Genomic DNA, 26602 nt, shown 5'->3' on the forward strand with positions numbered 1-26602 from the left:
TATTTATAAAAAAATAGAATTGTCTTTTTAATATCTATTTCCGTTATTGACTAAGGTTTGATTTTTTTAACTTTCGTTGTTTCTCAAACTACTCGTTACGCTACATGATCATTTTCTTAAAGAACTTCATTCGTCGCCGCATCGCGCTTTGACTTATATTTCGAGCATTACTGCTGTACTTATCTTTTTTTTGTTTTCCCTTCGTTTCCGTCGGACTGCAAAGGTAGAAACTTTATTTTAAACCGCAAATTTTATTTGAAGTTTTTTTTTGTTTACCTCCCGTTAGGGATGGCTTATGGTTTTCCCTGATTTCTCAGTTTAAACCGCTTCTAACCTCGTATTTCACTGCTGTTACCAGCATTCCTCCCTTGCGGAGTGCTGCAAAGATAGGGAAGTTTCTACCCTACTTCCAAGCTTTTTGGTAAAATATTTTTGAAGACAATGGTAAGTCATTGGAGCATTGGGGGATAAAAATTAAAAAAGGAAATCTTGTTTCCAAGACCGCCTTATAGGTAGATGTTAAATTATGCTTAATTTTCAGGATAGGCTGAGAAATTAACTTCAGCCAAGTTCATAAACGCGTGACCTGTTAGCGAATTTTTAAAATAAAGTCTTACATATTTAGTCGCTAATGGATTTGCCAATGAATAATCCACCATAGCGCCACTAGCACGATTACTATTTGAAAAGAATTCATGAGTTACCCAATTTACTCCATCGACACTTGTTTGAATATCAAAATCCTTATATACGTTGGGCGTAGTATTATTACGATTCTGTAAACTAAAACTAGTAATCAAATGAGATTTGGGAAATTGAAATGCAACCCAATGTGGATAATCAGTAGATCCGTCATAAGGAGTGTGCCAATACGTACCTGGAACACCATCAATTAGCCCAGGTCCTCCAATACCATCTCCAATGACATTAGAAGATACATTTACAATCCAATCCGATTTAAGTGCTGCAGTATTAAAATGTATAAAAGGAGTTCCACTAACTGTCGTATATCTAGATTCGGTTCTTTCGTCTTCAATACCAGCTGTATAATATTCAATATTTGTTGGCTCGGATGGCAAACCCAAAATCAATAAGGTATCTGTATATAAATCCGATTCTTTAATGCGTGTAATTTCCTGCCCCCCACTCTATATTTAACCACAACTTTGTCCGAACGTAAAGAACGATTTGTCCAACTCAATAATGCTCCTCCGTAATACTGTTTGGCAGTCAATGTTTCACTAATCACCAAATAAGGAACAGGTGAAGGCTTAATACTAGCTGTAAATTCATACGAATTGTGATCAAACACTTTATCATTGATCTTAACTTTAAAATTATAGATATGATTTTCATCCTCAATTTCATCCAGAACAAAAGTATCAACGGTATCAACTCCAGAATTAAATTGCTTCACTACATCTTTTCCATCATAGTTATAAGAAATCGTATAAGTATACTCCCCCATCAACAGTTTGGTAAAAGAAAATCTAGCTTTTCCGCGCACACCTTCTGCAACCATATTTTCTCCAATGATATTTACTTCATAATCTTTGGGACTTACAAAAATACTATGCGTTTTACTAGAAGATTCATCCTTCCCGAAATAAGTAATATCCACTTTATATTCTTCCATATCTTCGGATTGGAATATAATATCAGGATTAAAATCTGTTACAGTAATTTCATTTACAAAATCAGCCTTAGTAATAACCACTTTGGCAGAAGTCACATTTTTGGAAACCTCTGGCCAAGTTATCCTAATTTTACGATTTAATTCTCCTTCTACAATTACATTTTCAGGTCTAGCAATGATTCTAGGTGAGCCATCATCTTCAAACATCGGAGTCTTGTCCAAAAGAATTAATTCTTCTTTCGAACATGACATAAGCATTCCCGATATAAATAGTACACTATATAATAAGCGAATACATTTCATAATTAAAATCTTATTTGGTTAGGTTATTTTTTAACATTAATAAACTCACTCTCAAAAGTATTTAACACTTTAGCTCCTTTGAGATTCCATCCTGGTTCAGGAGTAATTCTTAACCAATAGAAAATCATCGTAACATAATCTTGGCTAGTTATCAAGATATTATTTAAATCATCTGCATTACACTTTGTAGATATTAACGATACATCAGATTTGGAAATACTATTTGTTGTAAATCTTAATATTGGTTTATCAGCAATATCATTTTCGAAAGAATTATTTATAACATTATCTAATTTATAAGAACCTATTTGAGCTGAAAATAATGGATCATCATTATTAATTTCATTTATATAACATGCTAATCTAGATGCATCCCTATTATCTATTGCTTTATTGTATATTCTCAAATCTGCAAATTGTAAATCATCTTTTGCTAACGCACTACCATTATGTCCCTTTCTAACACCAATAAATAATGGCGCTGAGGTAGTAAATGTACCATTAACAGATCCAGTCGTGGTAATTGTAGCGGTATTTGCTGTTGTACCATCATTAAATAGAGTTAATTGAACTGTCTTTTCTGCTGTTTTTTCAGTGAGAATGCAATATGATGCCATTTAAAATCGTTAATATCAGCACCAAAATTGTACTCGTATTTCACATCATCATCAAAAGTTATATAAAAAATCAGCTTATTATTCGCTGTAGCAACCCCCCAACCTTTACCTGATCCGCTATGATTCTCTCTAGAAGTTTTTCCTATCACAAACGCTTGACTTGTATGGTTGATATGCTGATTTTTCTTGAATTTAAACTCTACGCTCATTTCGCTAGAGTTGAAATTATACTCATTACCATCTGCCGCTTCTGCAACATTTGCAATATAATCATCACTCACACCAGCATATTGAGAGAAATTCGTTGAGCCTATTAGAGCCGGCTTAATTTCTTGTTTAGTAAAATTTTTATAATGTAAAATAGTAAATGTGTTTCTATCTTGGAATGCGTCAGAACCCGATGTACCATCTGGCGAACCGCCTTGGTTAGAAGTCACCATTACAATCCACTCTTCTTTGTCATAGTTTTCACGGGCAGAAAGTGCTTTCATAATCTCACCTATATAACCATCCACTTTCTCTATAGCATTAGCATACTCTTGATTTTCAACAGTAAAACCCTTACCTTGACCAGCAAAGAAAACATCACGAAATTGAACAACCATCACTTCTGGATCCTCATTGGCTAATTGAAATACCGCTGAATCCCTCGTAATTTCATCACTATTCGTAATCACTTGTGTCTCTGCTTCTACCAATAATTTAGAAACTAACGGTTCCCATGAAGAAACTATTGTTGTATTGTATTCTGGTCTAGTGGCAAAGAATCTATAAAAAAATGTTGGGGCAAAAGCTATTTCAGCATGTTGATCACTAGCATCAGCTTTTGCTGTAAAAGTTTCATCTTCTACATGATGTATTGATGAATTAACACCCGTCATCATGGTGGTCCATGTTGATACAGGATTACTTTTTTCATCACTGATAGAGTTAAATGTAAACTTCCCTTTGTCTATTAATGATTGAAGATTTTTAGGTATTGATTTTTCTAGTTCACGTCCTACCAAACCATCAATAGATATAAACAAAATTTTTCTTTGAGGAGGAGTTACTTCTTCCTCACTATCCTCAAAATACGGAGCTGGATTGTCATACACTGTACAAGAATTGTACAGTATAATCGTCCATAATAATATCAAATATTTAAAAAGATTTTTTTTCATAATTAAATTTCTTATTCGTCATAAAAAGTACCTATCTCGGCCATTGTAGCATGTACCCCACCTGCATAATTTGTAGGCTCATTGAAGTTGAAGCGAACATATCTAAATTTAGTTAGGCTTGGCAGCACTACTTCTTGACGGGTAATAACATTTGCCATATCAAAAGTTCCTAGGTTAGTCCAATTTTGATTGTCCGAAGACACTAATATTTCAACTTTACGAGAACGTCCATTCGCACTATTTTGACGCGCATAAAAGTAGAAGCCTTTTACATTCAACTCCTCATTCATATCTATAATAATATGGTGCGGAGGAGGAGGGTTAGCGCCGTTCCATTGTGTATGCCAAAAAGTGGACAAATCAACATCAATTGCCGCTACAGCTCGTCCATGAGGCCCACCCCATAGTATATGGACGAGATACTGTCGCAAAACCATTGTAAGAAATCATATTAGGCTCTTTGTCCCAACCCAAATCCGTACGGTATTGCGGACCATATGCATATTGATCAGTCAAAAAAGTTTCACCAATTCTTGCAAATGAAGCACCTAATCGAAGTTTATTTAAGTTATCACTTGGTTTAACAAAGGATAATAAATCCAATTCGGCCGAAAGACCAGAGCTGATATACCATCTTTTATCCGGAGTGCGATTGGAAGAACCGTCCGTTCTCAATGTATAATTGATATCCAAAAAGTCTTTGTAAGTATATTTTACATTCCCAAAGAAAGAAGACAGCTTATGTTCGATATCATCTGTATAACGGTAAGTCATAAAACCTACAGGTGACAAATACCCTCCTTCACTCGCATTTCCCTGAACCACATTCACTTTGATAAAATCACTTGGTCCATCATATGCTGTTGCATAATTGTATTTGTTTTTATCAGCCCAATACACATGCCCTAAATCGAATGACAAGCTATGATTGGAAGTCAAATCGATTTTATAATTCAATCGGTTAGTTAGGTTGAAACGCTGGTTATAACCAAAATAATTCGAAACAAAATTGATTGTCTCCATCAAAGTGGTTGGCCAGAATACGTCACGGATGGATTGATTGTAATCAAAGGAGAATTGGGTTTTATAACTCAAGTTTTTTAGGATATCAAAATTCAAACTGATATATCCCTTTGTCATGTTGTTGATATTGTTATCAATGACTTTTTGATATTCATTCAAGAAGCCTTGATAAACTGATCCTCCGGGAGGAAGCGGGGTAGTTACATCTGGCAAATAGCCTGTTTCGTTGTATCTATCTCGAAAAGATTTATTTCGATCACGATCCAATCGAGTAACATTGACCATACTGGCTAAGGAAAGCCACTTGAAAGGAACCATATTAATGTAGAAAACACCATTATATCGATCTAACTTTGTGCTTTCAGCACTTCCTGGAAGAGAATTTACACCACCATAAAATTTGAAGTTTGCCCTTTCAGAACCACCTGTAATAGACAAATTCACATTATGTGTTAAGCTATTATCGTAATAAGCTTTATGCCAATTGGTAGGTCCGTAATAATCGGTATTCGTGGAATCTCTTAAATAACCCGCATAATTTAGCTTTTGCGCTGAAGTAGCGTATTTTGCATAGAATTGTGATCTGAACCTATTTTCGTAATCGCCATTTACAGGGGTAATACTTTCTATCAGACTAGAACCTAAAAAACTATTGATGCTAATCTGTCTATCTCCAACTACAGCCTTTTTTGTGGTTATCAATAAGACACCATTAGTTGCCAAAGGACCATACTGTGCTAAAATTGCTGGATCTTTGATGACTTCGATAGACTTGATATTGTCCATATCCGAAGTAGCGAATTGATTCGTTGCTGGACCAATATTGATATTATCGTATTTTTTGATGTCGTACACAAATGGGTGATCGCCAATGAGTGGAATACCATCAAGGATATACAATGGCTGTTGATTGTGCAAATCAGACTTATAAATCAAAGGACTTTTCAACCCCCGAACTAACAAACTCTGCTCTCTACCTGGTTCGTATGTGTTTTCATTAACGATCACACCCGGAATCATTCCTTTAATAACTTGCTGCGGGGATACAAAAGGCTTCGTTTCTACAATAACCATATTTGCACTATCACCAACAGAAGTTCTCTTATTAATGGTTTGTAGCTTTTTTAAAAAATTAACAGAATCTTGATTAACTGTATCGGGTCTCAGTTTCAGCGAAGACAGCGTAATAACTTTCTTCTTTCCCCCAGGCTTCACTTCCAGATAGCGAGGACAAAAAGAACAAAAAACATTAAAAGTAGATGCGACTTCTATGATCTCTAACTTTGGTTAGTATAGTAATAGTTGAATAAGTTTATAATTTGATTTTTCAGATAGTTATACTGCGTTATGTATTATTATACTATGTAATACATAATCATATTCAATATTATATCTTTTTTGTTTGAATAAAAAATCTGGAAGAACATCAAACGTTTGCGCTATTTTTTTCTTTTACCACTCGCTAGTTCTAGGTATATTTTTAGAAATAAGAAAATAACAGAAATAAATTTCCTTTATCATGAACTTAATAATTAAGTTTTATTCGATAAAAAGTATTGATTTTAAGTTTTTATTCGGTATATTTATACATTAAAAGAATATTCGACATAATTTTATGAATCTAAAAGAACTATCGTCATTAGGAGTAATAGAGAATAACTTAGGAACTTCCACGGGTTCTATCTGGTTTGCTAGCGGAATCAACATTGATTCTTATTCTCCTACCAATGGAAAATATATTGCTAGCGTGGTAGCAAGTACTAAACATGAATACGAAAAAGTAATTCACGAAGCGGAGAAAGCAAAGCTATTTTGGCGAGACATTCCTGCACCTAAACGCGGTGAGATCATTCGTCAACTTGGAGATAGACTCCGTAAAGAAAAAGCGACGCTTGGCAAATTGGTATCTTATGAGATGGGCAAATCTTACCAAGAAGGACTTGGTGAAGTACAAGAGATGATTGACATTTGTGATTTTGCGGTAGGACTATCCAGACAATTGTACGGAAATACAATCCATTCCGAAAGACCTGGACACCGCATGTACGATCAATATCATCCCTTAGGGATAGTAGGTATCATTACGGCTTTCAACTTTCCTGTTGCCGTTTGGGCCTGGAATGCGGCTTTAGCTTTGGTTTGTGGGGACGTTATTGTGTGGAAACCTTCGGAAAAAACACCGTTATGTGCTGTAGCTTGTCAAAAAATCATAGCCGACATCTTGAAAGAAAATGATTTGCCTGAAGGCATTTCTTCGTTGGTAACAGGCGATGCAGATGTTGGTAAATGGATAGCTGAAGACGAAAGAATCGCACTAGTCTCTGCTACAGGCTCAACACGCATGGGTAAACAAGTGGCGGTAACTGTAGCTAATCGCCTAGGTAAATCCTTATTGGAATTAGGCGGGAACAATGCCATCATCGTAACTCCTTCGGCGGATTTAAAAATGACAATTATTGGTGCTGTTTTCGGTGCAGTCGGAACTGCCGGTCAACGTTGCACAAGTACACGCAGATTAATAGTACACGAAGAAGTTTACGATAAAGTGAAAGAATCTTTGGTCGAAGCATATAAACAAATCAAAATCGGCGATCCATTGGATAGTATTAACCATATGGGACCACTTATTGATAAGGCGGCAGTAGATATGTACCTGAAAGCTTTAGATAAAATTAAAGAAGAAGGTGGAAATATTTTAGTAGAAGGTAAAGTGCTTGAAGGAGAAGGCTATGAAAGCGGTTGCTACGTGACCCCTGTGATTGCCGAAGTAGAAAACCACTACGACATCGTTCAAACAGAGACTTTTGCCCCTATTCTTTATTTAATAAAATATACCGGAGAAGTTCAAAATGCCATTGCCTTACAAAACAATGTAAAACAAGGTTTATCCTCTGCGATAATGACGACAAATCTTCGTGAAAGCGAATTATTCTTAAGCCAGAATGGCTCTGACTGTGGTATTGCCAATGTAAACATTGGTACTTCGGGTGCTGAAATCGGTGGGGCTTTCGGTGGTGAAAAAGAAACCGGAGGTGGCCGTGAGTCGGGTTCAGATGCTTGGAAAGCGTATATGCGTAGACAAACAAACACCATTAATTACACCACAAATTTACCTTTAGCACAAGGCATAAAATTCGATTTATAAACCTAACCTAAATAAACACTACATTATGAACAAGACGCATGAAATATTAGCTCAACATATATTAGCGGATGGCTTACCATTCACTATGGACCTTAGCAAGTCCTTCAAATCGTATGTGATCGATACAGATGGAAACGAATATCTGGATATGTTCAGCATGTTTGCATCCTCTCCTATCGGCTACAATCATCCTTATATTTTAGAAAACTCGAAACAATTAGAGGCAGCGGCTATCAACAAATTAGCGTTGTCTGATATTTATACAGAGAGCTATGCGGAATTTTTAAAAACTTTTGAACGTGTAGCAATACCCAAAGAATTAAGCTATGCTTTCTTTATAGACGGTGGAACCTTAGCTGTAGAAAATGCCTTGAAAGTGGCTTTCGACTGGAAAACAAGACTTAATCTAAGTAAAGGAATCGAGAAAGAAGCTTCCCAAGTCATTCATTTCAAACAAGCATTCCATGGAAGATCCGGATATACCCTGTCTTTGACTAATACGAAGGACCCGCGTAAATATCAATACTTTCCAAAATTTGATTGGCCGCGTATTATAAACCCAAAACTTCATTTCCCGATTACGGAAGAAAATTTGATTGCAACGATAGCAATCGAGAATCAAGCTTTAGTTCAGATTAATGAAGCTATCTCTAAAAATCCTACGGACGTAGCCTGCCTTATTATTGAATCTATTCAGGCTGAAGGAGGTGATAATCATTTTCGTAAGGAGTTTTTCCAAGAACTGCGTCGCATCTGTGATGAGCATGATATTTTGCTGATCTTGGACGAAGTCCAAACAGGTATCGGGATGACGGGTAAAATGTGGTGTTATGAACATTACGACATTATTCCAGACATCATTGCCTTTGGTAAGAAAACTCAAGTGTGCGGTATCTTAGCTAATCGTGAAAAAATCGATAGAGTAGAAAAGAATGTTTTTAAAGAATCAAGCCGTATCAATTCGACTTTTGGTGGAAACTTGGTAGATATGGTGCGTTTCAAATTGATTCTAGAAGTCATAGAAAAAGAAAACCTTGTTGCTAAAGCAGATGAAATGGGTAAATATTTGCTTCAGCAAATAACGAAATTAGTTGAAGAACATCCTCGCTTATCTAATCCACGTGGAAAAGGTCTTTTATGTGCATTTGATTTTGACACCGTAGAAAATCGAGATGCTTTCATTAATAAAACCATGGAAAACAAACTTCTGATTTTAGGCTGTGGTGAGAAAAGTGTGCGTTTCAGACCGCATCTAACGGTAACCGTAGAGGATATCGATAAAACCTTCGAAATTGTTCGTAAATCATTATAACAAAATCGGCGTTCAAATTGGACGCCGATTTTTATTTAAACTAAAAAATTATCTTGCTCCACTGCTCTTGAAACCTCTTATCATCTAAATAATCATATGCGGATGTTTTAAGTTTTTTAATAATAGCTTCTTTTGATTCAGGAACTACTTTTTTCGTTTTGGTCAGCGTCGAAGAAACTACATCATTATTAAGCTCTACTTTAGTAGCAAACATGTTGATATTGAAAGAAGGAATGGACACGCCGAGAATGGTACCAGGTAAACCCTGAATCAACTCTGGTCCAGCTGGCGCTTCTAATTGATTCGTAAAAAAAGCCACAACGTATATCGAATCCTGAATCAACCCGTTTGCACGTCGACAGTCATACCCTGCAATATTGCGATATTCGTCTGTGTATTTCCATTTCACATAAGGAACTGAATCTGCCAAAATCAATTCTTCATCCCCAAAAGGAAGCAACTTGTGAAAGATTCCTTTGTCATAATTGACATAGGTTTTGGTTTCTGCTCTTAAGGGAATATACCACATCGCATTACGATAAGTCGAGGGATAGTCTTCCTTCACCGTCTCAAATACCGTTTCCATACCATTAAATTTTAAAGTATGATGGGTAACCAGTTCGGTAGGACCATGTTTTTGCAGATAATCTAACGTACTTTTGTCCCAGAAATCAATATCCGCCTTACTGCCCAATTTTTTCTTTAGGTAGTTTTGTAAATGAAATTTGCGTTCATAAGTAACTGTGCCACTTACAGGGAAATATGCATATTGAGCACTTACTTTTTCAAAACACAATATTGTTAGCATTATATAGAATAGCTGCTTCATCTTAATTATCTCCTTTCATTGTTGTAAAATTGTAAATCAACTTAAACATACCGTATCTTCTCAACGCATCATTAGTAGATTGTGAGAAGGTATAACCTGATTGATATCTTCTGACACCTGTATTTTTATTTAATAAATCATTCACAAAAAATTGTGCTTCTAGAGATTTATCCTTCAAGAATTTTTTAGATACATAACCTGAGACATTGACCACATTGAATTCTGGTAAAGTTTTAGTAGCCGCTTCATGTGATTGCTGCATATTCATTACTATTTTATAATCTTTAGGGAATGTATAACTCAAATCTAAATATGAACTCAATATAAAATTATTGATATCCAAATCAGGCTGTAATGTGGATTTTGAAATACGGTAACCCGGACTTACATTCGCATGAAAAGACCATTTGTTAGCTTTATAGGTACTAAAGCCTATATTTGGACTCAACGAATAGTTTTCTGTATTATTGAGTTGTGAATCTGTGTTTGGCAACGCCAAATAATTATAGTTATTCTGATAACCCAAATTAGCTCCAACATTCATACTTAAGGCAATTTTTTTCCAAATAGGTCGACGGTATCCCCCATACATACTTGATGAAATGTTTGATTTATTCACATTCACATATTTAATATCTCTTTTCCCTGTTTCAGTATAAAAAGTAACTTTACTATTTATTGGATTTATATATTGGTTAAAATCAGCTCCGAAATATACACTTATATCTTTCAACTGTTTGTACGAATTGAAATATCCATATATGCTATTATTGAATCCTGATTCTAGGTCTGGATTATCCAAAAAGTTGACTAAAGGATTATCATTTTGTTTTAATGGTTCAAATTGTCCCAAATCGGGTTGTACCGTACGACCATAGTAACTCAAATACAAACTTTTGCTTTTAGTTATTTGGTAATTCAGTGAAACCGAAGGATTAACAATGACTTGATCTCTATTTAACGCATGATTGAGGTTGTTATAATTTCTTTTTAGCGATTCGAAAGAAAGCGTATTACTCATATTTAGCGTGAATTTGGTCTTTTTAAAATTCACCCCTGTATTAACAGAATTTCTGAAGTTGCTATTATCAAAGTCATTTAAAAGACTTTGGTCAAGAATATCATATTTACCCGTTCCTTCATTTTTGTTAAATGATTGATTCAAAGTGTACGAATCAATTTTTCCTATGGTATACCCAATGGTAGCAGTAAGATCCTTTGTCAATGGCTCCGTATAATTAAGAGAAGCATTTACGTTCCTATTCTCCCAAACATTATTTTTTAATTGATCAATTAATAAAGAATCATTTGTTTGATATAAATTCGATTTCGAAAAATAATTAGATACACCATCTGTGTTATTAGAAGAAATAGAAGTATTTAAGGTCAATGATCTTCTCAATTTTTTGAAACGTTTGGTAAACATTACGTTAGCATTCAACGTCTCATTTATACTCGTATTATCATTGGTTGAATAGATATCATTCAAAAGCTTATCCTCCAAATTTCGTTCTAATGAATTATTCCTGCTGAAATTATCTCTATTAATTTTGTTGTAACCAAACTTTAAAGTCATATCAGATGTGGAATCAACTTTCAAATCATAACGCATATTTGCATTATGTGATGTGTTTTCGTTCAATGAAAAACCAGTGGATTGTTGAAAACTAGCCAACTGCGGAAGGTTATTTTGTACAAAGCTTCCACTATTATTTTCCACTTCCATTTGTCCTCTTCGGTAATTCACGTTTAATTTATGTTTATCACCTTTGAACTTGTCTGTATAGCTAGCTCCTAAATTCAAGGCATTAGGAACACCATTACCTCTATAAGCACCAGACCAAGAATCCATTCCATCACTTGATCCAGATGAACTAAAGTAATAACCTCCATCTTCCATCATTTCTAGACCACCCTCTGCACCATATTTTTGTCCATCCTCAAACCCAAGACTGACCATCCCATCATTAGCTGATATGGCATAAGCGGCGATTTTTTGGGCTCCTTTAAACTTATTGACCATACCTTTTACGCCATAGTAATTATCTGCCCCATACCCACTCAACACCTGCCCAAAAGCACCTTTCTTTTTATCTTCTTTTAAAGTAATATTAACTGTTTGTGTTCGCTCGCCATCATCCACTCCTGTGCGATCGTTCAAATCTGATTTTTTTTCATAAACCTGCACCTTGTCCACCATATCCGCACGGATATTTTTTGTTATTAATGTAGGATCATTACCAAAAAACTCTTCCCCGTCCAACAGCACCTTCTTGACTTCTTTTCCTTGCGCTGTAATTTTTCCATCAGCATCAATTGTCATTCCGGGCAACACTTTAAGCAAATCTTCGACTTTTGCATCCTTATCTACTTTAAAACTTGCGGCATTATATTCAATAGTATCTCCTTTGATGATAATGGGAAGTTTTCCAGTCACCGCAACTTCTTCGAGCAATAAAAAAGCCTTAGATAATTTTATCTGTCCCAAATTTTGATCCTCAAGGATATGCACATCTTGTACATAATCCGCATATTGAGGATAAGATACAATCATCTTGTATTGACCTGTGTCTAATTTTGGAATAGTAAAATTTCCACTTTCATTCGTTCGGGAAAATTTCATAAGGATGGAATCTTTGGGATTCAATAAGGCAATAGTAGCTTTTTGTAATTTAACATTGTCCATAGCATCCGCAATTGTTCCTGATAATTTGATTTGAGCAAACGAAGAAGAAATGCTGAAAAATAGAACAAATGCCAAAAAAGACATTAATTGATTAGAATTCATTCAATTGGCGCATTAAGTTTATAATGGATAAAACTAAAAATTTAGTTGTTAACATTTATTAAAAAACAGTTAAATTTTAATTCTTTAACTATTTTTAACAATATAAACTAAGAGATATTATTTTTGAATGATGCCATTTTAAATCAAATTCCATAAAAAAGTGCTGTATAACTACAGCACTTTAAAAAATTTTATTAATACCCTGGCAACGGTACATAGCCATCATCACCAGGGACGGTTGGAAATTGGTGATTTTTCCAACGTTCTTTAGCTTCTTCGATCGTTTGCTTATCTGTCGCTACAAAATTCCAATAGATAAATCGTTCTTCAGGAAATGGTTCTCCACCAAAAATATAAACGGTCGTATTAGCTTTCATAGTGAATGAACACAAATGTGCATCTTTGGTAATCAAAATTTGCTTTGCACCATATTGATGTCCGTTACTTTCGATTTCCCCTTCCAAAATATACAAGCCACTTTCGCCATATAATTCTCCACGAATATCAATCAATGCTTCCTCCGTAGTTTTTATTTCTATCATGTACAATTTGCTATACACAGGCACTGGCGATTTTTTACCGAAGGCCTCACCAGCGACTAGTTTATATTTTACGCCATTTTCTTCCCAAGCAGGAATGTCCTTTGCTTCGGTATGATGAAATTCGGGTTCCATAAATTCTAATGCTTTGGGTAAAGCCACCCAAATTTGTAAACCATGAAGAAATTTATCACGCTGACGCAAATGTTCAGGAGTACGTTCGGAATGTGTCACGCCCTTTCCCCCTGTCATCCAATTCACAGCTCCCGGCGTAATTTCCATAGCTGTACCCAAACTATCGCGATGAAAAATAGAACCTTCAAAAAGATAAGTTAAAGTTGAAAGTCCAATATGTGGATGCGGACCAATATCTAAATTTTCGTGATCTGCCAAACATGCAGGTCCCATATGATCTATGAAAACAAATGGACCTATAGAACGTTTTTGACGGAATGGCAGCAGCCTTCCTACCAAGAAATTACCAATATTCGCAGCAGTCTCTTCTCTGATGAAATCAATGTTTGACATAGTTCAAAAATTTTAACCTAAAAATAGTTAAAATTTCTGAAGGTACTGAAAGATTAAATTCGCAGCCAAACGTGCAGTTCGTTCATCCAAATCAAAGCGCGGATTGAGTTCGGCAATATCAAGATTTATTAACTTGGGTTGTTGATAGATAAAATCCAACATATTATAGAAAGTAACATCGGGAATTATTCCATTATATGCTACAGCACTTACGCCAGGAGCAAAAGCTGCCGAAAATGCATCCATATCAATGGTTAAGTACAATTCATCTACTTGATCAGCAAAGTGTTTTATTTTATTTTGAATAGACGCTAAGTTTTCAGCATAGATCTCATTAGAATTAATAATTTCTACACCTTGAGTTTGGGCATAATCAATCAAACCTTTTGTATTTGAAATTTCTTGAATTCCTATAGCTAAGTATTTCAGCTTTTCACCATTATCAAATAATTCTTTATTCAATTGATAGAAGCTCGTTCCCGAATTTCCCTTCCCATCGAGCAAGGGACGCATATCTAAATGCGCATCTAAATTAATTATACCAGTTTTTCTATTAGGCTGATGAAGTCCCTTAAAATGACCGTAAGTAATTTCATGACCACCACCTATTAAAAGTGGTTTTCCTCCAAGAGTTCTGATTTTTTGAACAGCCATAACTAAAGCTTCTTGTGCTGATTCTAAATCGTAACCATTGGTATTTATATTTCCAGCGTCCACTAAAGCAATTTCTGGAATAAAATGTACTGGTAGATTGGCTAATATTTTCCGTAAATAATCAGGAGCCGCTTTTGCGCCTTCACGACCTTGATTTCGGCGTACTCCTTCATCACAACAAAAACCTAAAATCACTACTGCATTATCTAAAGATTGAACCTCATTTAAATCTACACAGGAAACTATCTGATGCCACCGCTGAAATCCCGGTTGTTCACCATCAATTCTACCTTTCCATAAAGAAGAATCAGTCTTAGTATATAAATTTTTGAATGTATCCATTACGAAAAGATTTTTTCCAACAATGAAGTATCTACCAATTGGGCTTTTGTGATTTTCAAACTGTGCGTTCTTTCTAATTCGGTTTCAATAGCTTCCATAGCTTCCTTATTCCTAGCCCAAGCACGACGTGCTATACCATTATTAACATCGAAGAACAGCATTTGTTTCAATTTTTCATCAGCCTCTTCAGTCCCATCCAAGACCATTCCAAAACCTCCATTGATCACTTCGCCCCAGCCGACACCACCGCCATTATGAATAGACACCCACGTTGCACCTCTGAAACTATCACCAATAACATTGTGAATAGCCATATCTGCCGTAAATCGACTGCCATCGTAGATGTTGCTTGTCTCACGATAAGGAGAATCTGTTCCACTAACATCATGATGATCTCTTCCTAATACCACTGGAGCTTTAACTCTACCATTTCGTACCGCAGCATTAAAAGCTTCTGCAATTCGCATACGTCCTAAAGCATCCGCATACAATATCCGAGCTTGTGAACCTACGACCAACTTATTTTGTTCCGCTTCGCGAATCCATTGGATATTATCATCCATTTGCTGCGCGATATTCTGTGAAGCTCCCTCTCTTAATTCTAATAAAACTTCTAAAGCCAATTTATCCGTTAAACGCAAATCATCTGCATCGCCTGAGGTACACACCCAACGGAAAGGACCAAATCCATAATCAAAACACATAGGTCCCAAAATATCTTGGACATAAGAGGGGTATTTGAAAGTTAGACCATCTGGAGCCATCACATCTGCTTCTGCTCGGCTTGCTTCCAATAAGAATGCATTACCATAATCAAAAAAGTAGGTTCCACGAGAAGCATGCTTATTTATAATTGCTGCATGCCTGATAAGTGTATTCTGAACTTCTGCTTTGAATTTTTCAGGATGATTCGCAATTAAATCATTCGATTCTTCATATGATAATCCAACAGGATAATAACCACCCGACCATGGATTGTGCAACGAAGTTTGGTCTGAGCCAACCGTAATGTGAATATTTTGGGCATAAAATTCTTCCCAAATATCCACTACATTTCCTACATAAGCTAAAGAAACGACCTCTTTATTGATAATAGCTTGTTTTACACGAGCTGTCAATTCATCCAATGTGTAAAATAACTCATCCACCCAACCTTGTTCATGTCTTTTATTAGCAGCGACAGGATTAACTTCCGCACAAACCGTAATACAGCCGGCAATATTTCCCGCTTTGGGTTGCGCACCACTCATTCCACCCAATCCAGAGGTCACAAAAACTTTTCCTTTAATATTTTCTCCTGCTTGCAGAACTTTTCGAAAAGCATTCATTACTGTGATAGTCGTGCCATGCACAATACCTTGCGGACCAATATACATATACGAACCAGCTGTCATTTGACCATATTGAGTTACACCCAAGGCGTTAAATCGTTCCCAATCATCAGGTTTGGAATAATTCGGAATCATCATGCCGTTAGTTACCACTACTCGAGGTGCATTTTTAGAAGATGGAAACAATCCCATAGGATGACCAGAGTACATATGCAGAGTCTGCTCTTCTGTCATTTCAGCCAGATATTTTATCGTCAGGAGATATTGTGCCCAGTTTTGGAATACAGCTCCATTTCCCCCGTAGGTAATCAATTCGTGGGGGTGCTGGGCTACAGCTGGATCTAGATTATTTTGAATCATTAGCATAATAGCCGCTGCTTGTTGGCATTTGGCAGGATATTCCGAAATAGGCCGCGCGTACATTTCATATTCTGGACGAAAACGATACATATAAATTCGTCCATATGTTCTTAATTCGGCTAAAAACTCAGCGCCCAGCTCTTCGTGCCATTCCTTTTTGAAATAACGCAACGCATTTTGAACGGCTAATTTTTCTTCTTCCAAAGAAAGGATAGCCTTACGTTTTGGCGCATGACTTACACTTTCATCACGTTCCTTTTTAGGAGGTAAAATAGTTGGAATTCCTTGTAATATCTGTTGTTGAAATGTTGTCATAAGAATAAATTAAGCTTGTTGAGAATACACTTCTTGTCCATTTTTCCATACGGAAGAAGGTTGCAAAGCACCTTGTAGATAGGTAATGTTTTGATAATTATTGGTCGAATAAAGGGTAAAATCGGCTAATTGCCCTTCTACTAATCGACCTCTGTCCGACAATCGTAAAGCATGAGCTGCTCGATAAGTAATCGCAGCTAAAACCTCAGCATTACTTAATTTTTGCATCGTAGCCAAAATGCTAGCCGACGCCACTAACTGCCCCATCGGTGCAGAACCGGGATTCCAATCTGTTGCGATAGCCAACGAAGCACCTGCATCCAGTAAAGCCCTTGCAGGTGTAAAAGCACAGCCCAATCCTATGGAAGCTGCTGGCAAAGCCACCGCAACAACGTCCGAAGCCGCTAATAATTGAATTTCCCTTTCTGTGGAAGCTTCCAAGTGATCAGCCGAAACGGCTCCAACTTCTACCGCCAAAGCTGAACCCGAAGTCGTAAACTGATCTGCATGTAATGTAATATCAAAAACCCATTCATTAGCTTTCGCTAAATAGTTTCGTATTTCTTCAGCTGAAAAAGCAGATTGTTCGATAAAAGCATCAATTCTATTGGTCAGATTTTCCGCTTTTATTATTGGGAATAATTCTTGAATATATTTTAAATATTCTTCCGAAGTTCCTTCGAAATCTCTCGGTGTCATATGTGCTGCCAAACAAGTCGGAATTAAATCTACTGCAGTTTGTTTGTTAGCTTCCTTAATCGCCCGTAGTGTTTTCACTTCCTGTTCTACATTCAAGCCATATCCACTTTTGACTTCAACTGTTGTAATACCTTGTTGCAAAAGACTGTTTGCACGCATGACGATTAATTGCGTGAGGAGTTCCACATCACAAGCTCTAGTATGTTGTACCGTACTCCAAATTCCACCACCTGCTGCGGCTATTTCTAAATAGGAACTTCCTGCATTCCGCAAGGCAAAATCGTTCGCACGATTACCTGCAAAAGCAATATGCGTATGACAATCTACATATGAGGGAAGACAAACCATATCGGCCTCCAATATGACTTGTTCTACATGTTTATATTTTTCTTCCAGCAGTTGATAATCCCCCACCTCCAGGATATATTCATTTTCAATATAAAGTCCCGCATGGGAAATAATTTCCAATTGATTATCAGCTAACGCCCCTTTCAAGGGTAAAGCGCGCATGGTCAAAAGCTGTGAGATAGGACCAATTAGTTTTTTCATCTTAATAATTATCAAAATAATCCCCGTAGATTTCTTTATAAGGTGCTCCTTCTTGGGTTGCTACTTTCTTGGCTATCGCCAACAATTCGCCTGATTTCAACATATTTAATCCCGCATCCAAAATATCCTGCATCGGTTGGTCTTCTTCCAAATGTGGAATTCGGGTCCGTATATGTTGATGAATCTGCTCAATAATTGGTGTAGAAACTAATGGATAGTGGAAATCTTTGGCCTGCGCCGCACAAAGCAGCTCTATACTCAAGATCTTATCCACATTGTCGATAACTTGTAATAGCCTTCTTCCAGAAATCGAGCCCATACTCACATGGTCTTCCTGCCCCAACGAAGTTGGAATACTATCGGCACTTGATGGAAAACACAAACCCTTATTTTCACTAGCAATTGCTGCGGTCGTGTATTGTAAAATCATAAAACCTGAGTTTAACCCAGTCACTTTCATCAACAATTTCGGTACACCATTGGTTTCTCCTTCCAATGAGAGATATACTCTTCTGTCAGAAATATTTCCTATCTCCGAAACTGCCAACGTCGCATAATCCATAGGCAAAGCAATTGGTTGGCCATGAAACGAGCCTCCACTAATGGTCAATTCATCATTGATAATAATGGGATTATCCGTCACGGCATTGATTTCCGTTTCAATAATATCCTTCAGATGCAACCAAGCATTTCGAGACGCACCATGTACTTGTGGAATACAACGTAACGAATAAGGGTCCTGCACCCGCGAACAATTTTTATGTGATTCTAAAATAGATGACCCCGATAGCAGATTAAAAATCTTTGAAGCCACATACGAGTTTCCTTTATAATCACGCAATTGGTGTAACTCTTTAAAAAAAGGTTTAATCGAACCATTCAAACCTTCAATCATCAGCGTAGCAACTAAATCCGCGGTATCCAACACACGACTCATTTCGACCACAGCTTTGACTGCATGAGCCGCCATAAATTGTGTCCCATTTATTAAAGCTAAACCTTCTTTTGCACCGAGTTGAACTGGTTGCAATTCGAATTCATTCAATACATCTACCGTATTTCGTATGTCATTCTTATAATAAACTTTACCTAATCCAATCAAGGGTAAAAATAAATGTGACAACGGAGCCAAATCTCCCGAAGCCCCTACCGAACCTTGTTTCGGAACTACGGGAATAACATCTTGCTCAATATGCCAGATTATACGCTGAACCGTTGTTAATTGTACGCCTGAAAATCCTTTGGCTAGAGCATGAACTTTCAGAATAAGCATTAATTTCGAAAGCTCTTTATCAATAGGTTCTCCTAATCCTACGGCGTGACTTTTCAATATATTCTCTTGCAGTTTTCGGGTATCATCGGCATCAATTAAGGTCGTGCACAAGGGACCAAATCCTGTGTTGATACCATACACGACATCACCTTTATCCACAATCTTTTGCACATATGCCGCACTGCGATTGATATTTTCAATCGTTTCTGTTGATAAATTACCTTGTATTTCGCCCCTTGCAATCGCAATTGCGATAGAGCTTTTTAAATAATCGTCACCGTATTTGAAAGTTTTCATAGTCTTTAAGCTTACTATATCAAAATTACTTGCTACTTTTGATAACTAGTAATACTAATTACATCAATAATTGATAACTATGAATTATCAAATAGAACTCCGTCATTTACATTATTTTCATGTATTGGCAGAAGAATTACACTTCAGAAAAGCAGCAGAAAGATTATTTATTTCCCAACCGGGTTTGACCCGGCAAATCAAACAAATGGAAGAAATTTATAAAACGACCTTGTTTGAACGTGGAAAACGCACCGTCAAACTGACCGAGGCTGGACAATATCTAAAGCAAGAAGTGGAAATGCTGTTTAATCAGCTGAATAATATGCACACGCAGGTGCAAAAAATTGGCGAGGGAAAAATAACCACGCTCAAATTGGGTTTTATTGGTTCTGCCGTACAAACCATTCTTCCAGAATTGTTGGTAAAATTGAAAGCAAAACAACCTCTAATCGATGTAACGCTAAACGAACTGAGCAACGAAATACAAATGGAGATGTTGCTCAAAAATGAGCTTGACTTTGGTTTTGTTCGTACGGAAAGCTATCCACTCGATATTGCGACATTACCTATCTTAACCGAAAACTTTGCCTTAGTAGTTCCGAAAAATCATCTACTAAGCAATAAGAAGAAAATTAACTTACTTGATTTTAAAGAAGAATCCTTTATTCTATTTTCAAAACAGTACAGCGCTTCATATTACGACCTCGTCATGAGTATTTTTAGAGATCATCAATTTGAGCCAAAAGTTGCCCTTCGCACGGTAAATGCTTTGTCTATTTTTAATCTTGTCTCACAAGGTTTAGGGATTGCTATTGTGCCTTCTTCCTTAAAGAAAGGATATAATGCGGATGTGGATTTTATTGAACTCACACACATTCCACAGCGAACCACTCTTTATTTGGCCTGGAGTCAAGAAAACAGAAACCCTGGAATTCAATTGTTTATTGACATATTAAAGGATATAAAAAAATAATTATCCATATCTTATGGAATAGTAAGATATTTTGCATCCATCTGTTAAACATTCAGATGTACAATTTTTAAGACCTAATTATGAAAAAAATATTTTGGTTATTTATTCTTTTATTGCCCATCAGATTATTTGGACAAGAGTTTGACAACAAATTCATTGCAGAAAAATGGGATGAGGTGGAAAGTCTTCTAACCATCAAAAACTATGAGCAAACGCTTCCTTATCTTGCACTCATAAAAACTCATGCGAAGAAACAAGGAAATTCTGCAGAGTGGATACGAGCCATACTAGCCGAAAATCAAGTTAAAACCATAAATCAAACAGGAGAACAAGCATTCATTAGTATCAATAAATATTTTAAAGAATCAATTGCTCAGAGTAACACTATAGAAAAAGGTATTATAAATAATTATTACGCTATGTTCCTTTGGTCAAATGCCAACACTTACAAAACCAAAAGTGCTGATAATTATCTAATGGCAACAGCAGCTCAAAAACTTCAAATCATTGATTCCGTTTTCAAAGAATCCATCAAAAATGAGACGTTAATTATTCCCCATAAATCTGACAAGTTCATTGACCTATTTAGTGAAGTACAAAATCTTTCGCTTACACCAACTATTTATCATTTCTTGTCTTATCAGTATTTGGATTTTCTGAAGCAGATATCCAAAACAAAGGAGTATGATATACTACGACAAAATATTTTGGCTCTAAATAAAAAACATAATTTTAATGATGCCACTGGTTATCTTTTGACAAGAACAATCCAAATTAATAATTGGAGACAAGACTGGATTCCGCAAGTTGAACAAATCATCAACAACCATTCCTCTGATTACAATGCCTATTTGCTATACCAAATTGCCAATAGCTATTATAATAAAGACAAAGCAAAAGCATATCAGTACATTCAAAAAGCCAAATCAAACTATCCCAATTCCCCATGGATTGAAAACTGTTTGACACTTGAAAAAAGAATAAAACAAACGGAATTAGAAATACAACATAATGTTTTTGAGCCATCAAATACCTATATCCCTATAAAACTAACAGCTAGAAATGCAGATAATCTCTATATACGCGTGTACAAAACCACGAACACACCAAAAGATTATAAAGATTGGAAGGTAAACTATGATTCACTTACCTATTTGACTAGTATCGATGCCCCATTGATGTATGAAGAATCAAAGAATTTAAAATCATTTGACGATTTCGAGAATCATATTACGATTTATAAGTTGAATCCGCTTCCATACGGCCATTACAAGATTATAGCATCAAACAATGCCGAATTCAAAAATGACGGAGAAAAAAAAACAGTAGTCACTTCGAACCTTATCGTTTCTGATATTTTTTTATCTGCTTCCTTAGACACGGAAACAGATGATTATGACATGTACAAAGCCTTGTTGATTAATCGAAAAACAGGTGCTCCTTATGCCAATAAATCGCTGAATTTATACAAAATCATAAATAAAAATATTGAGCTAATTACAAAGCTTAAAACAGATAAAAAAGGTGAATTTTTCTATAAATCTTATTCCAGTACAAAACATAATGATTTAGATGACTTAGAAATATTTCTTCCTGAAGAGAATCAACTTATTGATTTAATGGATTTAAATGAAGTTCCAGAGCATTTGGATGAGGACGACGATTCAGATGGGAGTACACAATTTCAAACTATGTCTGATCGAGCAATTTACCGACCTGGACAAGAAATTTATTTTAAATCAATTTTGTACAACAATCATAAAATTAAAGGTCGTGTACTTACGAATGAAAAAATTAATGTGTCATTGCTAGACGCTAATCACCAAAAAATTGATTCATTATCATTGACAACGAATGAATTTGGTTCTATCAATGGAAAATTCAAAATTCCTGCGCAGAAATTATCGGGTTCATTTCGTCTTGAGTTAAAAACAAGAAATAATGAATCAGGAAGTCACTATTTTCGTGTAGAAGAATATAAACGTCCAACTTTCAAAGTAGAATTTGAGCAAAATAAAGAAACCTATACGCACGCAGATACCGCCGTTTTTGTTGGTAAAGTAGAATCCTTAGCAGGAGCTAAATTATCCGATGCCTCAGTGAGATATAAGGTAAATTTTTATAATAACAAAACTTACAAAAATATTAATTACATAGACTCCTTAATAGAAACCAACGATGAAGGAAAATTTTACATTAAAATTCCTTTATCGGATACTGTCTTTAGTCGACTCAATGATTTTAGATTAAACTATTCCGTAGAAGTAACCAATCAGTCGGGAGAAATGCAACAAGCTTCGGATGGGTACAATTTTACAACCAAACCATGGAGATTAACAATAAACACCGAGCAAAAACTAGAAGAAGGAAAATGGTCTAAAATCAATATCGTTACCTTGAATCAACATGGACATCCGTTAAAGTTTGCCGGCAAAGTCAGAATTTTTAAAATAGACAGGCAAAAAAAACCTATTACTTATAAGTTTAGTCAATATTTTAAAGATGTCAATTATCACCTCCTTCAAAATCAGGAATATGAAAAATACTTCCCCTTGTATTTTGATGAACAAACGATTAAAGAAAAATCTAGAACGCTTATTGCTTCGTATGATTTTGACACCAAGGACACATCTTTGGTCAAAATAGATTCCAACTTATTTAAAAAAGGGATTTATGAGGTGGAAGCTTACAGTATTCAAGGCACCGATACTATCCGAAATTTTGCAGATATAGCGGTTTATGATGCACAGACAAAAAAAGTAAATAATGCTAATTTCTTTTCCTTCAAATTGGATAAGAATACATATACCGTTGGCGACAACGTAAAAATTACTTTCCAGACGGATGTAGAAAATCCAGCAAATCTATTTTTATTTGAAAGCTTTGGAAGTAAAAAACAACCTACTCAAGTTTTGAAATGGAAAAATAGAGAAGTTACGTATAATTTTAAACTTACCGATAAAATGGTGTCTCCGACGGTCTCTATTACCGCACTTTTCGTTAAGAATAACCAGTTACAACATTATGATATCTATGTGCCTGTTTTGGAGAACGATAAAAATATAAAGATTACAGCACATACATTCAGAGATAAAATAAGCCCAGGGCAAAAAGAAAAATGGCGTTTTACGTTGAAAGCTAAAGATAATAACCTTTCCGCTGAATTATTAGCCAGCATGTACGACAGTTCCTTGGATGCTTTCGCCAGTAATTCTTTTCCATCGCAATTCTCACTGTATTTTGATTATTTCAGAATTCAATATTACTATATCTTAAGAGAATTCAATCAGCAAGGTGTCAGCCATACTTTATTTAATAAACCATCTAATTACTCTGAAACAGGAAATTCAATATCAATTCCACGCACCTATAACTTATGGATTCCGCAAGAATACAATTATTTAAGAAGAAATTTCGATGATGATAGCAATACAATAGAGGAAGTGGTAGTTCGTGGTTATGGAATTCAAAATAAAGTAGCGATGACTGGCTCAGTTACATTATCAAGTGATGTTTCTGGCTTCGCAACTGGTTCCACAAATGGAGTCGAAGGAGAAGCCGTATTCCAAAGCGTTGCACTATATGACGAATTAAAAGACCCTAATCTAAGAGCTGAAGTAGAAGCATTAAAAAATAAAGACAAACAAAAACAACTCAACAACGTACAAGCTCGAACAAACTTACGAGAAACAGCTTTCTTCTACCCGACGCTTTATACCGATGCGGAGGGAAATGTATCTTTTGAATTTGATTCACCAGAAGCTTTGACGAAGTGGAAATTGCTTTTATTTGCGCACAGCAAAACATTACAATCGGGTTCGGCTACATTTTTCACGCAGACACAAAAGCAGTTGATGGTCAGACCGAATCTTCCGCGCTACTTCCGTGAAGGCGATAAAATCACGCTGAAAACTCAAATCCAAAACCTAAGTAAACAAGTACAAAAGGGTAATGCACGTATTCAAATCATCAATCCGGAGACAAACGACGATATTACCACACAATTTATTACCGAAAATAGCACCAAATCTTTTGAAGCTGACGCTTCGAAAAATACCCTAGTAGAATGGGATGTCATTGTTCCAAAAGACTACCCTACCGTACATATCAAAATAGTTGCAGCTGGCGAAGAATTTTCTGATGGAGAACAACAAGAATTAGCAATCCTTCCAAATAGAATTTTAGTTTCTGAAACCGAAAAAATTGTATTAAAACCAAATCAGACGCATGAATATAATATTGGAGCTGCCAATAAAGACAATTTGCAAGCACGTATTCAGGTACAAAGCAATCCAATACTAGAGATTATTTCGGCATTGGATTATTTGAAAAATTATCCTTACGAATGCAATGAGCAAATCGTTAGTAAATGGTTTGGGTTAAAAATGGTGGAATACATTGGAAAAAATTTTCCAGCGATTGCAACCTATTTCAAATCTTTAAATCCCACTGAAGCAAATGGAAGATTAGAAGATAATGCGACTTTGTCTCTATTGAAATTAGAGGAAATGCCTTGGCTTCGGGATATACAACATGATGAAGCTAAACTAAAAGCCATAGCGCTGTTATTTAGTTCCAGAATGCAACAAGAATTAAAAAGCATAGAACAAAAAATCAGCAAAAATCAGATGCCTTCGGGAGGCTATGCATGGTTTGATGGCGGTAAAGAAAACATCTACATTTCTACACGTATCTTGGAAGTGATGGGTAAAGCGTTATTACTTGACCACACATTGATTAATGCTAACATGAAGGCAATTGCACAAAAGTTAGTTACGTATTTGGATAGCGACTCCACGATTTTTAATCCGAAATACAATTACCATAATGCTTTAGATTATCTGTACGCGCGTCATTATTGGAATGGAACTAATCCTTTGGATAAACAAAAAGTAGAAAAAATACAAGCTGTATTGCAAAAATCATCCTTAACCACAGCCAATCAACCAGCAGGTTTAGCCGCCAAATCTTGGGTTTCGAGTCAATTGTTTGGAACGGGTAAAACATCCAATGAACTTAAAAACCGTATCACACAAGAAGCTATTTTCGATTCGGAAAAAGGCATGTATTGGGAATCCAACAATTCTTATTTCAATAGTAGCAGCCTACAATCGTACATGGTCGAAGCATATAAATTGCATGATCCAAGCAAATTGCTCGATATCTCACAATGGTTATTCTACAGCAAACAAGCCAATCATTGGCAAACAACATGGATGACAGTAGATGCAGTTTATGCGCTATTATTGGCTAACAATCAAAAAGATTTTAGTGTAGAAAATACCGTAAATGTTTGGGTAGATAATACCCCAATTGAACAAAATAAATCTGTTCTAGGTCAGTTCACAAAATCGCTAAGCAAAGCAGAATTAACTACAGACAAACAAGTCAAAATTCAAAACAATAACGAAAGAACAATTTTTGGAAATATTGTTCATCAGTATTTCAGTCCATTAGAAGTCATTCAAAAAACACTAAAAGATATTTCAGTAAACAAGCAATACTTGGTCGAAAGAAATGGCAAATGGGTAGAAACTTCGGAAGCGAAATTGGGCGAACGCATCAAAGTTAAAATAACGGTCGTAAACGACAATCCTTTACAATATGTGCATATCAAGGATGCTAGACCATCAGGTGTAGAACATATCTATCAACCGTCAGGTTACAAATGGTGGCAAGGTTATTATTTCATGAGCAAAGATGCTTCTACGAATTATTTTTATGACAATTTGAAAAAAGGATTGACAGAATTAGAATATGAAATCAAAGCAAACAATGTCGGTGTATTCAATTCAGGAATTACAACCGTAGAATGTATGTACGAACCTTCGGTAAGTGCACGTTCTGAAAATAAAGTATTAACGATAGTGCTATAAGTTAGGTTGGTTAAAAGAAAAGTCCCTTTGAATAAACAAAGGGAATTTTC

Annotated in this window: 17 protein-coding genes; 4 read left to right on the top strand and 13 right to left on the bottom strand. The window is 35.8% G+C overall.

What is annotated here, in order from left to right; all coding sequences use genetic code 11:
* Nucleotides 1-530 precede the first annotated feature (530 nt).
* The 6 genes from H8B04_RS08765 to H8B04_RS08790 form a co-directional block, all read right to left on the bottom strand.
* Nucleotides 531-1085, bottom strand: a complete 555-nt coding sequence (locus H8B04_RS08765) for a discoidin domain-containing protein (protein WP_190302103.1) — start codon at nucleotides 1083-1085, stop codon at nucleotides 531-533.
* 2 nt (nucleotides 1086-1087) lie between these two features.
* A complete protein-coding gene (locus H8B04_RS08770) occupies nucleotides 1088-1888 on the bottom strand; it encodes a hypothetical protein (RefSeq protein ID WP_190302104.1) in 801 nt (266 codons plus the stop codon).
* Nucleotides 1889-1962: 74 nt separating this feature from the next.
* A complete protein-coding gene (locus tag H8B04_RS08775; protein WP_190302105.1) occupies nucleotides 1963-2556 on the bottom strand; it encodes a hypothetical protein in 594 nt (197 codons plus the stop codon).
* Nucleotides 2502-3719, bottom strand: a complete 1218-nt coding sequence (locus H8B04_RS08780; RefSeq protein WP_190302106.1) for an alkaline phosphatase family protein — start codon at nucleotides 3717-3719, stop codon at nucleotides 2502-2504. Before H8B04_RS08780 ends, H8B04_RS08775 begins: the two co-directional genes overlap by 55 nt.
* Before the next feature lie 11 nt (nucleotides 3720-3730).
* Nucleotides 3731-4150 carry a discoidin domain-containing protein gene (locus H8B04_RS08785; RefSeq protein WP_190302107.1) on the bottom strand — a complete coding sequence of 140 codons (420 nt, stop codon included), beginning with the start codon at nucleotides 4148-4150 and terminating at the stop codon, nucleotides 3731-3733.
* Entirely contained in the window at nucleotides 4086-5957 is a 1872-nt protein-coding gene (locus H8B04_RS08790) for a TonB-dependent receptor plug domain-containing protein (RefSeq protein WP_190302108.1), read from the bottom strand. Before H8B04_RS08790 ends, H8B04_RS08785 begins: the two co-directional genes overlap by 65 nt.
* A gap of 400 nt (nucleotides 5958-6357) precedes the next feature.
* Here H8B04_RS08790 and amaB point away from each other — a divergent pair, with 400 nt between their 5' ends.
* Both amaB and lat read left to right on the top strand, forming a co-directional pair.
* Nucleotides 6358-7887 carry an L-piperidine-6-carboxylate dehydrogenase gene (gene amaB, locus H8B04_RS08795; RefSeq protein ID WP_190302109.1) on the top strand — a complete coding sequence of 510 codons (1530 nt, stop codon included), beginning with the start codon at nucleotides 6358-6360 and terminating at the stop codon, nucleotides 7885-7887.
* A gap of 25 nt (nucleotides 7888-7912) precedes the next feature.
* On the top strand, nucleotides 7913-9199 hold the full coding sequence (lat, locus tag H8B04_RS08800) for an L-lysine 6-transaminase (RefSeq protein ID WP_165291186.1): 1287 nt from the start codon (nucleotides 7913-7915) through the stop codon (nucleotides 9197-9199).
* Nucleotides 9200-9239: 40 nt separating this feature from the next.
* Here the strand turns inward: lat and H8B04_RS08805 are convergent, their stop codons facing one another.
* From H8B04_RS08805 to hutH, 7 genes are all read right to left on the bottom strand, one after another.
* Complete coding sequence (locus tag H8B04_RS08805) at nucleotides 9240-10007, bottom strand: GLPGLI family protein (RefSeq protein ID WP_262891410.1); 768 nt, start codon at nucleotides 10005-10007, stop codon at nucleotides 9240-9242.
* A gap of 22 nt (nucleotides 10008-10029) precedes the next feature.
* On the bottom strand, nucleotides 10030-12816 hold the full coding sequence (locus H8B04_RS08810; RefSeq protein ID WP_190302111.1) for an outer membrane beta-barrel protein: 2787 nt from the start codon (nucleotides 12814-12816) through the stop codon (nucleotides 10030-10032).
* 194 nt (nucleotides 12817-13010) lie between these two features.
* Nucleotides 13011-13883 (bottom strand): pirin family protein, encoded by an 873-nt coding sequence (locus H8B04_RS08815; RefSeq protein ID WP_165291189.1) that lies wholly within the window; start codon nucleotides 13881-13883, stop codon nucleotides 13011-13013.
* 27 nt (nucleotides 13884-13910) lie between these two features.
* A complete protein-coding gene (gene hutG, locus H8B04_RS08820) occupies nucleotides 13911-14879 on the bottom strand; it encodes a formimidoylglutamase (protein WP_165291190.1) in 969 nt (322 codons plus the stop codon).
* Nucleotides 14879-16885, bottom strand: a complete 2007-nt coding sequence (locus H8B04_RS08825) for a urocanate hydratase (RefSeq protein WP_190302112.1) — start codon at nucleotides 16883-16885, stop codon at nucleotides 14879-14881. Before H8B04_RS08825 ends, hutG begins: the two co-directional genes overlap by 1 nt.
* A gap of 9 nt (nucleotides 16886-16894) precedes the next feature.
* On the bottom strand, nucleotides 16895-18133 hold the full coding sequence (gene hutI / locus H8B04_RS08830) for an imidazolonepropionase (protein ID WP_190302113.1): 1239 nt from the start codon (nucleotides 18131-18133) through the stop codon (nucleotides 16895-16897).
* A gap of 1 nt (nucleotide 18134) precedes the next feature.
* On the bottom strand, nucleotides 18135-19703 hold the full coding sequence (gene hutH / locus H8B04_RS08835) for a histidine ammonia-lyase (protein WP_165291193.1): 1569 nt from the start codon (nucleotides 19701-19703) through the stop codon (nucleotides 18135-18137).
* A 79-nt stretch (nucleotides 19704-19782) separates the two neighbouring features.
* On the opposite strand from hutH, the gene H8B04_RS08840 reads away from it, so the two are divergent.
* Nucleotides 19783-20676, top strand: a complete 894-nt coding sequence (locus tag H8B04_RS08840) for a LysR family transcriptional regulator (RefSeq protein ID WP_165291194.1) — start codon at nucleotides 19783-19785, stop codon at nucleotides 20674-20676.
* An 80-nt stretch (nucleotides 20677-20756) separates the two neighbouring features.
* Nucleotides 20757-26552 carry an alpha-2-macroglobulin family protein gene (locus tag H8B04_RS08845; protein WP_190302114.1) on the top strand — a complete coding sequence of 1932 codons (5796 nt, stop codon included), beginning with the start codon at nucleotides 20757-20759 and terminating at the stop codon, nucleotides 26550-26552.
* Nucleotides 26553-26602 lie beyond the last annotated feature (50 nt).

This window comes from Sphingobacterium litopenaei, assembly GCF_014692495.1.
GTDB lineage: Bacteria > Bacteroidota > Bacteroidia > Sphingobacteriales > Sphingobacteriaceae > Sphingobacterium > Sphingobacterium litopenaei.